Below are 13,415 nucleotides of genomic sequence, written 5' to 3' on the forward strand. Positions count from 1 at the left end.
TGTCAATCACACCATGTGGTTAACGATGGGGATAACCTTTGTGTATAATCCATTTAAATCCTTTATAAACATTGTCTTATAGTAATTTTAAGGTTGTGGGGAAGTTGCGCGTGACCGGTGTACAGACTGGGTACGATGGGCGCGGGAATGGGCCGCTCGATACAGGTTATCCCAGGCTGTCACCAAGAAATCCACAGTTTGATGAGCCTGCTCCGCACTCAGTTATCCACAATTTTTCGATTTTATCCCCGTGTGGATAACCTCGTGGGTCGACGCTACACTGTGCGCCCGTTTTTCCATTCTTCTCTCAACGTTCGGTGAGGTCGTGTGTCGGTCGCTCTCTGGCAACAATGTCTGAACTCGCTGCAGGATGAGTTGAGCTCTCAGCAATTCAATACCTGGATTCGTCCCCTGCAGGCAGAGGACGGCGAAGTGGACGAACTCTGTCTATTGGCGCCCAACCGTTTTGTCCGCGACTGGGTCAGCGACAAGTATCTGAAACGGATCAACGAACTGTTGCGGGACGTCGCCTCCAGCAACAAGCCTCCCAAGGTTCGGCTGACGGTGGGTAGTCGTCGGGCCGCGGCGGTTTCCCCACGAGATCTGGGGGCGCCCGTGTCCGCCCCCAGCCGGCCACCGCAACGGCCATCGTCGCCCAGTGTGCAGACGTCTTCGCGCTCCAACGATGCAGCCGAGGAAAGGCATATCGATCGATCGCGCGAACGGGAAGAGAGTGGGCGGCGTGGCGGCCAGCGCCAGGTCCAGGTCGAGGGGAGCCTCAAGCATGGCAGCGGTCTCAATCCCAACTTCACGTTTGAGACCTTCGTCGAGGGTAAGTCGAACCAGCTGGCGCGCGCCGCCTCCCGTCAGGTATCGGAGAATCCCGGCGGTGCCTACAATCCGCTGTTTCTCTACGGTGGCGTGGGTCTGGGCAAGACCCACCTGATGCATGCGGTGGGCAATCATCTGGCGGGGCTTCGCGACAACGCCAAGATCGTCTATCTCCACTCCGAGCGTTTCGTCGCCGACATGGTCAAGGCGCTGCAGCTCAATGCCATCAACGATTTCAAGCGCTTCTACCGCAGCGTCGATGCCCTGCTGATCGACGATATCCAGTTCTTTGCCGGCAAGGAGCGTTCCCAGGAAGAGTTCTTCCACACGTTCAACGCGTTGCTCGAGGGCGGCCAGCAGATGATTCTGACCTCGGATCGCTATCCGAAGGAGATCAGCGGTGTCGAGGAGCGCCTGAAATCGCGCTTCGGCTGGGGCCTGACGGTGGCGATCGAACCGCCGGAGCTCGAGACCCGCGTGGCGATTCTGATGAAGAAGGCCGACCAGGCCGAAGTCGATCTTCCGCACGACGCGGCGTTCTTCATCGCCCAGAAGATTCGCTCCAACGTGCGCGAGCTGGAAGGGGCGCTCAAGAAGGTGATTGCCGACTCGCACTTCATGGGCAAGCCGATCACCCAGGACTTCATCCGCGAGTCGCTCAAGGATCTGCTGGCGCTGCAGGACAAGCAGGTCGGGATCGAAAACATCCAGCGCACGGTGGCGGAATACTACAAGATCAAACTTGCCGATCTGCTCTCCAAGCGCCGCTCGCGTTCGGTGGCACGTCCCCGCCAGGTGGCGATGGCGCTGGCCAAGGAGCTGACCAATCACAGCCTGCCGGAGATCGGCGACGCCTTCGGCGGGCGCGATCACACGACCGTGCTGCATGCCTGCCGCAAGGTCGTGGCGCTGAAAGAAGAGAGTGCGGATATCCGCGAGGACTACAAGAATTTGATGCGCCTGTTGACGAGCTGAGTCGCTATCGCGTCATTTCCGCAACCACAGGGATTGCGGGCGGCGCCTGCCGAGGCAAGAATGGGATGGTGCGATCCGGCAGCTTTCGTCACCAGTCCGGCTCGGGTCTATTGATCCGACGATTTTGGTTTATTGACTCAGTTTTATTGACTCAGCTTAGGTGCTGTCTGAAAAGTCGACGAGCGAAGGCCAGGCAAGGCAAAAATCGGCGAAAGCGGACCGGGCTGGCGCACCAGCCGATTTTTAACGCCGCATGGGCGAGCGTAGTACCTTTCAGACAGTGCCTAGGCTTATTGGTCCAGCTTAGATTCATTCCAACTACGGAGCCCCAATGAAATTTTCCATCTCTCGCGAAGCCTTGCTGCGCCCGCTGACGCTGGTGGCCGGGGTGGTCGAGCGCCGCCAGACGCTGCCGGTGCTCTCCAACGTACTGATCGAAGTGCAGAACGAGCAGCTGGCGTTGACCGGTACCGATCTCGAGGTGGAACTGATCGGTCGCGCGACGCCGGCGTTGGTCGACGAACCCGGGTCGGTGACGGTGCCGGCGCGCAAGCTGATGGATATCTGCAAGTCGCTGCCGGATCAGTCGGATATCAGTTTTTCGCTGGAAGATGGTCGGGTCGTGCTGCGAGCGGGACGTTCTCGCTTCACGCTCTCGACGCTGCCGGTAGCCGAGTTCCCCAACATCGAGGACGGTCAGAACGACACTACGCTGTCGCTGCCGCGCGGCACGCTGAAGTATCTGATCGACGCGACCTCGTTCGCCATGGCGCAGCAGGACGTGCGCTACTATCTCAACGGCATGCTGCTGGAGCTGGCCAACCACCTGGTACGCACGGTGGCGACCGATGGCCACCGTCTGGCAGTCTGCGAGCGCAGCGCCGACATCGAGATGGAAACCTCGCGCAAGCTGATCGTGCCGCGCAAGGGCGTGCTGGAACTGACCCGTCTGCTCGACGGCAGCGACGAGCCGGTCGAACTGATGCTGGGCTCCAACCACATTCGGGCCAATACCGGCGAATTCACGTTTACCTCCAAGCTGGTCGACGGCAAGTTCCCCGATTACGACCGGGTCATCCCCAAGGGTGGCGACAAGGTGTTCATCGCCGAACGTGGCGAATTGCGTCAGAACCTTGCGCGTACCGCGATTCTCTCCAACGAGAAGTACCGTGGCGTGCGGCTTCATCTCGAGGAGAACAACCTCAAGGTGATGGCCAACAACCCCGAGCAGGAAGAGGCCGAAGAGAACGTCAGCATCGAATACTCGGGCGACGCGCTGGAGATCGGCTTCAACGTCGGCTACCTGATAGACGTGCTCAACGTGCTGGATGCCGACCGCATGCAGATGACGTTGTCGGATTCCAACAGCAGTGCGCTGATGGAAGAGCCGGGTGGTGGGGATGCGCGGTACGTCGTCATGCCGATGCGCCTTTGACAATCGGTAATGGCTGCGCGCGCGAATCGCGTTGTTGCACGCCGCCCGTCAAGCTCGCCTAACCCCGTTGTTATGTCTCGCTTTTCGGGCGGCCTGCGTCGCGCGCTTCATCGCGCTCGCCGATTACCCGCCAGCGGCGGTGTGGCCGATCATCGCTCGCCAACGTCTTCCGCGGTGGTCGGGCGTTTCCTCTCGTCTCTTGCCATGAGTTGTCACGTGCCATGCCGCTTGATCGGTTGAGTTTCCACGGCCTGCGCAATCTGGATGTCCTGGAAATGGCGCCGGGGCCGCATATCAATCTGATCAGCGGTGCCAACGGCAGCGGCAAGACGTCGCTGCTGGAGGGGATCCACGTCCTCGGCATGGCGCGCTCCTTCCGGACCCAGAAGCTCAAGTCGCTGATCGACCACGACAGCGATGAGGTCACGCTGTTTGGCCGCCTCGGCGGCGAGCCGCCGCTGCCGCTGGGCGTTCGCCGTCGCCGCGATAGCGCCGAGCTCGATATTCGCGTCAACGGGGAGCGCGCCGCGCGGATTACCCAGTTGGCCGAAGCGCTGCCGTTGCAGTTGATCAACCCTGATGCTTTCCGTCTTCTCGAGGGCTCACCGGCCGCCCGCCGCGAGTTTCTCGATTGGGGCGTGTTCCACGCCGAGCGGGACTTCCTGGATAACTGGAAGCGGGTCAGAAGGGCCCTGAAACATCGGAATGCGCTGCTCAGGCATGATAGAATCGACGTTCAGTCGATACGCGTCTGGGAGCGTGAACTCGCCCACTGGAGCGAGCTGCTGGATGGCTTGCGGGAACGCTACATGGCACGTTTCGCGCCGGTGTTCGAAGAGACTCTGGCGGCGCTGTTACCGTTGCCGGATCTGACTTTGCGCTACTCGCGGGGGTGGGATCGCCAGCGGGCGCTGCTGGAGGTATTCGAGACCGGGCGCGAGACCGATCGCCAGATGGGCTTCACGCAGCAGGGGCCGCAGCGCGCCGATCTGCGCATCCGCCTCGGTCGTCATCCGGCGGTGGAGGTGCTGTCGCGGGGCCAGCAGAAACTGGTGGTCAGCGCGCTGAAACTGGCCCAGGGGCGCCTGCTCGAGCAGTTGACGGGACGCACCTGCCTTTACTTGATCGATGATCTGCCGGCAGAGCTCGACGGCAACCATCGGCGGATCTTCTGCCAGTGGCTCGAACAGCTCAATTGTCAGGTCTTCATCACCAGCGTCGATCACGAGGCGCTGGCCGACGTGTGGCAGCCAAGCACGGATGTGGTGGCATCGCAACTTGCCGGCGGACGGCTGCATTCGGAATGATTTCACCATGGAGTGAGCAATGAGCGAACAGGCCTACGATTCATCGAGCATCAAGGTCCTCAAGGGGTTGGACGCGGTGCGCAAGCGTCCCGGCATGTACATCGGCGATACCGATGACGGCACCGGGCTGCACCACATGGTGTTCGAGGTCGTCGACAACTCCATCGACGAAGCGCTGGCCGGTCATTGCAGCGAAATCCGGATCGTCATCCATCCGGACGAGTCGATTACCGTCTCCGACGATGGGCGCGGCATTCCCACCGACATCCATGCCGAAGGCGTGTCGGCGGCGGAAGTCATCATGACCGTACTGCACGCGGGCGGTAAGTTCGACGACAACTCCTACAAGGTATCCGGCGGTTTGCACGGTGTCGGCATTTCGGTGGTCAACGCCCTTTCCGAGCAGCTCAAGCTGGTCATCTGGCGTAACAACCAGGTTCACGAGCAGGTCTATCACCATGGCGTGCCGCAGGCGCCGCTGGCGATCGTCGGCGATACCGAGAAATCCGGCACCCAGATCAGCTTCAAGCCGTCGAGCGACACTTTCGCCAATATCGAGTTTCATTACGACATTCTCGCCAAGCGCCTGCGCGAGCTCTCGTTTCTGAATTCCGGCGTGGCCATTCGCCTCGTCGACGAACGCGACGGTCGGGAAGAGCTGTTCCATTACGAAGGCGGTCTCAAGGCGTTCGTCGATCACCTCAACATCAATCGCACGGCGCTCAACCCGGTCTTTCACTTCGAGACGCAGCGCGAAGACGGCATCAGTGTCGAAGTGGCGATGCAGTGGAACGACACGTTCTCCGAGAACGTCTTCTGCTACACCAACAACATTCCGCAGCGCGACGGCGGTACCCACATGGCGGGTTTCCGCGCGGCGCTGACGCGAACGCTGAACAGCTACATCGAAGCGGAAGACATCCAGAAGAAGGCCAAGGTCGCGACGGCCGGTGACGATGCCCGCGAAGGCCTGACGGCGATCATCTCGGTCAAGGTGCCGGATCCCAAGTTCTCCTCGCAGACCAAGGACAAGCTGGTCTCTTCCGAGGTCAAGACCGCCGTCGATCAGGAACTGAGCCGGCAGTTCTCCGACTATCTGATCGAGCACCCCAGCGAGGCCAAGGCGATCGTCAGCAAGATGATCGACGCCGCACGTGCGCGTGAAGCGGCACGCAAGGCTCGCGACATGACGCGGCGTAAGGGCGCGCTGGATATCGCCGGGCTGCCGGGCAAGCTGGCCGACTGCCAGGAGAAGGATCCGAGCCTCTCCGAACTCTACCTGGTCGAGGGCGATTCGGCCGGTGGCAGTGCCAAGCAGGGCCGCGATCGACGCACCCAGGCGATCCTGCCGTTGAAGGGCAAGATCCTCAACGTCGAGAAGGCGCGCTTCGACAAGATGCTGTCGTCAGCCGAGGTGGGAACGCTGATCACCGCGCTGGGCTGCGGGATCGGACGCGAGGAGTTCAATCCGGACAAGCTGCGTTATCACTCGATCATCATCATGACCGATGCCGACGTCGACGGCTCGCACATCCGGACGCTGCTGCTGACGTTCTTCTTCCGCCAGATGGCCGAACTGATCGAGCGTGGCCATGTGTTCATCGCCCAGCCGCCGCTCTACAAGATCAAGCGCGGCAAGCAGGAGATGTATCTCAAGGACGAGCAGGCGATGACCGACTATCTCACCGCCACGGCGCTGGATGGCGGACGTCTCTACGTCAACGCCGACGCGCCGGGTATTGCCGGTGAACATCTGGAGTCGCTGGTCAACCAGTATCGCGACGTGATGAAGCGTATCGACCGGCTGTCGCGGGTCTACCCCAACGCCGTGCTGCGCAAGATGGTCCATGCCACCAAGCTCGACGAGAGCGATCTCGGCAATCGCGATACCATGCAGACCTGGATCGACGCGCTGCAGAGAGAGATGGACTCGCTGATCGCCCACGAAGGCGGCCCGCGCTACGTCTTCGAGCTTCACGAGGATACCGAACGTGGCCTGTGGTTACCGAGCGTGGCGCTGAAGGCCCACGGCGTGACCTCGGACTACGTCTGGAGCATCGATTTCTTCCGTAGCGTCGACTACCGCGCCCTGGCCAGTCTGGGCGAGACGCTGGATGGTCTGATCGAAGAGGGCGCCTACATCGCTCGCGGCGAACGTCAGAAACCGGTCGAAAGCTTCTATGATGCGCTGGAGTGGCTGATGCTCGAGGCGCAGCGAGGTCTCAGCATTCAACGCTACAAGGGGCTTGGCGAGATGAACCCGGATCAGCTCTGGGACACGACAATGGATCCGCAGTCACGTCGGATGCTGCGCGTCACCATCGAAGACGCCGTCGCCGCCGATCAGATGTTCAACACCCTGATGGGCGACGAAGTCGAACCGCGACGCGATTTCATCGAGCGTTTTGCCTTGGTGGCCAATCTCGACGTGTAGGACGGGGCGCGAAACGGAAGGCGACGCTGACGTTTGATTCCCTTCGACGGGATAGGACAGGTTCGGCGAAAGGCTTGACGAAGCCAGCGGCTCATCCTTTTGGATGGGCCGTTTTTGTATGCCGCTCATCGAGCGGAACATGCGAGTTTCTACAACACCGGCTATTTGTTATCCGCACCAACTCTCCGCATCAAATTTAACTATCCGCACCAACTCTCCGCATCAAATTTAACTATCCGCATCAACTATTCGCATCAACTATCAGCACCCACTACCAGCACCCACTACCAGCACCCACTATCGGTCCCTGCTATTTCACTATCGGCATCATTATCAGCACCTCGACTAGCTATTGTTTATCAATGATTAGTTGTCAATGATCAATTATCCCGTGATTGGCAGGCAAGTGGGCGGTAGATAAGTCATCGATACATTGCCCATTGGTCGATGCGACTTAGTGGTTAGACACAAGCGTGATTCAGCGCCAGCCCGCGCCAGCTGTGTAACGAGTTCCTGGTACCCGATTCGAAGTAAGTGGATGTGCGTCCATGGTTGTATTGTTAGGTAAAAGCGGTTGGGTAATAGTCGCGATCAGCCCACGGAAGCGTCGAACGATGTGGGTCGTTTCGTAAAAGAACTAGATGTCGCTCCCCCAACAAGAAGAGGATCGAAGGGATGCACGCCAATCGAAATAAGACCGTCATCAATCGTTTGGGGCTGGCTTTACTACCATTTGCCCTGGCGCTATCCACGAACACGCTGGCTGCCGACACTGCCCCCGATGGCGAGGTCGAGGTGCTCAACTGGTGGACTTCGGGCGGTGAGGCCAAAGCGCTGGGCGCACTTAAAGACGAGCTGTCGGATCAGGGTATCGGCTGGAAAAACATGCCGGTAGCCGGAGGCGCCGGCACCAATGCGATGGCCGTTCTGCGCTCTCGCATCACCTCGGGTAATCCGCCGACGGCGGCCCAGGTACTCGGTTACGATGCCCAGGACTGGGCCGAACGCGATGGCTTGAGTTCGCTCGACGAGGTGGCCAAGGCCGGAAAATGGGACGAGGTCTTCCCGCAGCCGCTTCAGCAGTTCGCCAAGTACGAGGGGCACTGGATCGGGGCACCGTTCGAGATTCATTCGACCAACTGGGTCTGGGCCAATAAATCGCTGATGGATGAATTGGGCATCGAGCAGCCCAAGACCTGGGACGATTTCATTGCCTCATTGAAGAAAGCCAAGGATGCCGGCTACACCGGTCTGGCTTACGGCGGCCAGCCGTGGCAGGACACCACCGTGTTCGAGAACGTGGTACTGGCCACCGGCGGTGCCGACTTCTACCGCAAGGCGTTGATCGAGCTCGATCCCGAAGCGCTCGATTCCGCCACCATGACCCAGGTGTTCGATCATCTGCGCGAACTGTTGAAGTACAAGGATGACAACTCCCCCGGACGTGACTGGAACCTGGCCACGGCGATGGTGATCAACGGCAAGGCGCTCTATCAGATCATGGGTGACTGGGCGAAGGGCGAGTTCCTCAATGCCAACCTCAAGCCGGGCACCGACTTCATGTGCTTCCGCACCCCGGGAACGCAGGATGCCGTGACTTTCAACAGTGATCTGATGATCATGTTCGATACCGATGACGCCCAGCAGCAGCAGATGCAGCAGACCATGGCCAAGATCATCGGCTCACCCGAGTTCCAGATTACCTTCAGTCAGTTCAAGGGTTCGGTGCCGGCACGCATGGACCTCTCTGCAGACAAGCTGGATGCCTGTGCCCAGAGCGGTTACGAGCAGGTCAAGTCGGCCGCGAAGAACCACACGCTGATGGGCAGTATGGCCCATGGCTACGCCGCGCCGGCGTCGGTCAAGAACGCCGTCTTCGACATCATTTCCTCCTTCGTCAACAGTGACATGCCCAGCGATGTCGCCGCCGAACAGCTGGCAGCGGCGGTGCAGGGCGCCACGTCCTGATGATCGGCCCCGCCCGTCGGCGGGGCTTCTCATTCACGAATCGAGAGTGATCCGATGTCCAATGCTTCTCCGGATCGGGACGGTGGAGCGCGGGAGCGCCTTCAACGCTGGCTGCCGAAGCTGGTGTTGTCGCCGTCCTGCGTCCTGGTTCTGTTCTTCGTCTATGGTTTCATCGCCTGGACCAGCTACATCTCGTTCAGCGACTCCGGCATGATGCCGGATTACACCTGGGTCGGGTTGCATCAGTGGTCCCGGCTGTGGACTTCCTGGACCTGGGGAATTGCGCTTCACAACATCTGGGTCTTCGGGCTCCTCTACATCGTCTCCTGCATCGTGCTGGGCCTGTTGCTGGCGATTCTGCTCGATCAGCGCATTCGGGCCGAAGGCGTGCTGCGCACCATCTACCTCTACCCGATGGCACTCTCCTTCATCGTCACCGGCACCGCCTGGCAGTGGTTTCTCAACCCCGGCCTGGGGTTGGAGAAGACCATGCACGACCTGGGCTGGCAGGGCTTCAGCTTCAACTGGCTGATCGATTCCGACATGGCGATCTACACGGTCATCATTGCCGCGGTGTGGCAGGCGACCGGTTTCGTCATGGCGATGTTTCTGGCCGGTCTGCGGGGCATCGACGGCGAAATGATCAAGGCGGCGCAGATCGACGGGGCGCCGGTCTGGAAGATCTACGTGCGGATCATCATTCCCCAGCTGCGGCCGGTCTTCCTGAGCGCGGTCGTGGTACTGGCGCATCTGGCGATCAAGAGCTTCGATCTGATCGTGGCGATGACCGGCGGCGGTCCGGGCAACGCCACCGCGGTGCCGGCGACCTTCATGTACTCCTATGCCTTCTCGCGCAACGAGATGGGTATTGCCGCGGCCAGCGCGGTATTCATGCTGGCGGTGATCGCGGCGCTGATCATCCCCTATCTCTACTCCGAGCTGCGGGAGTCCCGATCATGAGTGTCGCACCTCCCACCGTACGTCGCGGCGTTGCCACGCGTGCGCTGCTCTACGCCATCCTGCTGGTGTTCGCGGTCATCTATCTGATGCCGCTCTACGTGATGCTGACCACCTCGTTCAAGACGCTGGAGGAGATTCATCAGGGCAACATGCTGGCGCTGCCCGTCGACTGGACGCTGGCCCCCTGGCGGGAAGCCTGGGGCAGCGCCTGTATCGGTCTCGAGTGCAACGGCGTGCACGGCTACTTCTTCAACAGCATCAAGATCGTGGTGCCAGCGGTATTGATCTCCGGTCTGTTGGGCGCTTTCAACGGCTATGTACTGACCAAATGGAAGTTCCGCGGCCACAAGATCGTGTTCGGACTGATACTGTTCAGTTGCTTCATTCCATTCCAGATCATTCTGCTGCCGATGGCTCGGGTACTGGGGATCCTGCATCTGGCCAACAGTACATGGGGCCTGGTGCTGGTCCACATCGTCTACGGTATCGGGTTTACCACGCTGTTCTTTCGCAACTTCTACGCCAGCTTTCCGGATGAGCTGGTGCGGGCGGCGCAGCTCGATGGGGCGGGTTTCTTCGTCATCTTCTTCCGGATTCTGCTGCCGGCGTCGATACCGATCATCGTGGTCACGATCATCTGGCAGTTCACTAATGTCTGGAACGACTTCCTGTTCGGGGTCTCGTTCGCCTCCGGCGACAGTGCGCCGATCACGGTGGCACTCAATAATCTGGTCAATAGCTCCACCGGGGTGAAGGCCTATAACGTCAACATGGCGGCAGCGATGGTGGCGGCCGTGCCGACGCTCATCGTCTACATCCTCGCGGGCAAGTATTTCCTGCGCGGGTTGATGTCGGGATCGGTCAAGGGCTGAGAATCACATGAGCTTTCTGCATATCAACAACGTTCACAAGCGCTTCGGCGAGACCCATGTCCTGAAGGGCATCGATATCGCGATCGAGCAGGGCGACTTTCTGGTGCTGGTAGGACCGTCGGGCTGCGGCAAGTCGACACTCCTGAACATGATCGCCGGGCTCGACTCGATCAGCGAGGGCGAGCTGCTGCTCGATGGTCGATGTATCAACGACGTCCATCCTTCGCGGCGCGACATTGCCATGGTGTTCCAGTCCTATGCGCTGTATCCGAGCATGACCGTGGCCGGCAACATCGGTTTCGGGCTGGAGATGCGCAAGGTCCCGCGCAAGGAACGCCGCGAGGCGGTCGACCGGGTCGCCAGGCTGCTGCAGATCGAGAATCTGCTCGAGCGCAAGCCGGGGCAGCTTTCCGGTGGACAGCGCCAGCGCGTGGCGATGGGGCGGGCGCTGGTGCGCGATCCGCAACTGTTCCTGTTCGACGAACCGCTATCGAACCTGGATGCCAAGCTGCGCGTCGACATGCGCACCGAGATCAAGCAGCTTCACCAGCGGCTGGGAACCACGATCGTCTACGTTACCCACGATCAGATCGAGGCCATGACCCTGGCATCGCGAATCGCCGTCATGCGCGGCGGCGAGCTGCAGCAGCTGGGGACGCCACAGGCGGTCTACGACGACCCCAACAACCTGTTCGTCGCCGGTTTCATGGGCTCGCCGTCGATGAACCTGGTCAAGGCACGGATCGTCGAACAGGGCGGACTGCCGGTGGCTCAGGTGGCGACGGATGGGGCCACTCTGACACTGCCCATCGTGCGCGACCGTGACGCACTGCGCGGCTGGTGCGACCGCGATGTCATCCTGGGGCTTCGGCCCGAGGCGATCACCGACCCGGCCAGTGCCAATCATGGCGAGGGCAATATTCATGAGGCGGAGCTGCCGGTCGCGCTGGTCGAGCCGACCGGGGCGGATCTGTATGTCGTGACGTCGCTGGGCGGGACCAACGTCAACGCCCGCATGCGCCCCGGCACGCCGTTACGCACGGGCGAGCGAACCCGGTTCGCCTTCGACGTCTCGCGCATGGTGGTGTTCGACCCCGAGTCAGAGCAGCGAATCCGCGACGCATACACTGCCGACGTCGCGTCGCTGGAAGCGACGGCCTGAGTCACGCCTGTCGCTTCGCGAGGCGTTGGGTCAGCGCTGCTGCTCGACGAACTGGCCGATCCCCTCGGCCAGACGGCGGCCTTGCCGCTCCAGTGTCTCGCCTTCGACCATGCCGACGCCCAGTATCAGGCCGCGCCGGTGATCGCCCTTGCTGCAAACCCGGCTCAGCGGGCGGGCGATCAGCTGATACCGGTTCAGCAGGACCTGTGACAGCCGCTCGTCGTCCAGTGTCGGCGAGAGCGCCAGACTCAGACTGATATTGCCGGCCGGCGGCGAGATGGCGATGACGCCGGGGGTCCCGATGAGCAGGTCATGCAGCCGCTGCTGGCGCTGGAGATAGGCGTTCGCCATGCGACGACACCATTCATCCAGATCGCCATCATCGATGAATGCCGCGAGTACCGCCTGGTCGAGCAGCCGACCTTCGCGAAAGACACCGGTGCGTACCCGATTGATCGCGTCGCTCAGGCCCCGCGGTACCACCAGATAGCCCAGACGCAAACCGGGAAACATGAGCTTGGAAAACGAGCCGATCAGGATCCGGTTGCCGGCGTCGGGGTCGAACGCCAGCTCTCGGTGGCAGCCGTCACCGAATTCGTAGTCGTCTTCCAGTATCCAATCCGGTTCGAGCTCCCGAACGAGCGATTGCTTGTGGGCGCTTACTGACCTGACGCCCAACGGATAATGGTGAGCGCCAGTAAAGTAGAGCAATCTGGGATGCGTTCGTGGCAGCGTTCCCGCGTAGCCGGCTTGCGGTTCCCAGATAGCGTGCTCGATCTCGAGGCCGCCGGCGTGAAAGACGTTGCGCGCACCCCAGTAAAACGGGGAATCCATGACCACGCGGTCGCCGGTATCGGCCAGTGTCAGGGCGCACAGCTGCAGGCCGTGGTGGGCACCTTCGGTAATCACGATCTGGTCCAGTGAGCAGTCGATACCTCGCCACCGGGCCAGATAGCCGGCGATGGCTCGTTTCAATGGCCCATAGCCGCCAGAGGCGTAGGAGAGCAGCAGCGTATTGTGGGGCACGGTGATACGCGAGTAGAGCTGGCGCCAGCGGGCGATCGGGAAGTGCACGATATCGGGCACGCCCGGGACGAAGGCGCCGCTCTGCAGCGGGCTGGCGCCAACGTCGGCCAGCAGGCCGACCGCACGGCGCGATATCGGTCCGATATCGGCAATCTCGCGCTGACGCGAGAGTAAGCGCTTGCACACCCAGGTACCCCGGCCGTGATCGGTGATCAGGTGCCCCTGTCGGGTCAGGCTCTCGATAACGCCGGCCAGCGTGTTGCGGGCCACGCCGAGCGTGACGCATAGCGCTCGATGACCGGGCAGTCGTTGGCCGTCCTGCCACTGCTGCGCGATCAGCGTCAGCAGGGTCTGTTCCAGGCGGCAACGCTTGGTTAAATGGTCGGGTTGGGCCTGATAGCCCCGTTCGATCCGCTCCAGCGTCTGGCGACGGTCGTCCATGGCC

Annotated in this window: 9 protein-coding genes; 8 read left to right on the plus strand and 1 reads right to left on the minus strand. The window is 61.2% G+C overall.

The features are described from left to right. Nucleotides 1–327: 327 nt before the first annotated feature. The 8 genes from dnaA to DOM36_RS11910 all read left to right on the plus strand — a co-directional run bounded on the left by dnaA (nt 328) and on the right by DOM36_RS11910 (nt 11,944). Complete coding sequence (gene dnaA / locus DOM36_RS11875) at nt 328–1,806, plus strand: chromosomal replication initiator protein DnaA (RefSeq protein ID WP_110643207.1); 1,479 nt, start codon at nt 328–330, stop codon at nt 1,804–1,806. Nucleotides 1,807–2,137: 331 nt separating this feature from the next. Continuing rightward, nucleotides 2,138–3,241 (plus strand): DNA polymerase III subunit beta, encoded by a 1,104-nt coding sequence (dnaN, locus tag DOM36_RS11880; protein ID WP_075570064.1) that lies wholly within the window; start codon nt 2,138–2,140, stop codon nt 3,239–3,241. Nucleotides 3,242–3,462: 221 nt separating this feature from the next. Then, entirely contained in the window at nt 3,463–4,548 is a 1,086-nt protein-coding gene (gene recF / locus DOM36_RS11885) for a DNA replication/repair protein RecF (protein ID WP_075570065.1), read from the plus strand. Nucleotides 4,549–4,567: 19 nt separating this feature from the next. Continuing rightward, on the plus strand, nt 4,568–6,982 hold the full coding sequence (gene gyrB, locus DOM36_RS11890) for a DNA topoisomerase (ATP-hydrolyzing) subunit B (protein WP_075570066.1): 2,415 nt from the start codon (nt 4,568–4,570) through the stop codon (nt 6,980–6,982). A gap of 675 nt (nt 6,983–7,657) precedes the next feature. Then, nucleotides 7,658–8,950 (plus strand): ABC transporter substrate-binding protein, encoded by a 1,293-nt coding sequence (locus DOM36_RS11895; protein ID WP_110643208.1) that lies wholly within the window; start codon nt 7,658–7,660, stop codon nt 8,948–8,950. A 54-nt stretch (nt 8,951–9,004) separates the two neighbouring features. Continuing rightward, nucleotides 9,005–9,910 carry a sugar ABC transporter permease gene (locus DOM36_RS11900; RefSeq protein ID WP_110643209.1) on the plus strand — a complete coding sequence of 302 codons (906 nt, stop codon included), beginning with the start codon at nt 9,005–9,007 and terminating at the stop codon, nt 9,908–9,910. After that, a complete protein-coding gene (locus DOM36_RS11905) occupies nt 9,907–10,782 on the plus strand; it encodes a carbohydrate ABC transporter permease (RefSeq protein ID WP_110643210.1) in 876 nt (291 codons plus the stop codon). The genes DOM36_RS11900 and DOM36_RS11905 overlap by 4 nt, the downstream gene beginning before the upstream one ends. A gap of 7 nt (nt 10,783–10,789) precedes the next feature. Continuing rightward, complete coding sequence (locus tag DOM36_RS11910; protein WP_110643211.1) at nt 10,790–11,944, plus strand: ABC transporter ATP-binding protein; 1,155 nt, start codon at nt 10,790–10,792, stop codon at nt 11,942–11,944. A 30-nt stretch (nt 11,945–11,974) separates the two neighbouring features. Here the strand turns inward: DOM36_RS11910 and DOM36_RS11915 are convergent, their stop codons facing one another. After that, complete coding sequence (locus tag DOM36_RS11915; RefSeq protein WP_110643212.1) at nt 11,975–13,411, minus strand: PLP-dependent aminotransferase family protein; 1,437 nt, start codon at nt 13,409–13,411, stop codon at nt 11,975–11,977. Nucleotides 13,412–13,415 lie beyond the last annotated feature (4 nt).

This window comes from Salinicola sp. CPA57 (genome assembly GCF_003206035.1).
Classification (GTDB): Bacteria; Pseudomonadota; Gammaproteobacteria; order Pseudomonadales; family Halomonadaceae; genus Salinicola; species Salinicola socius.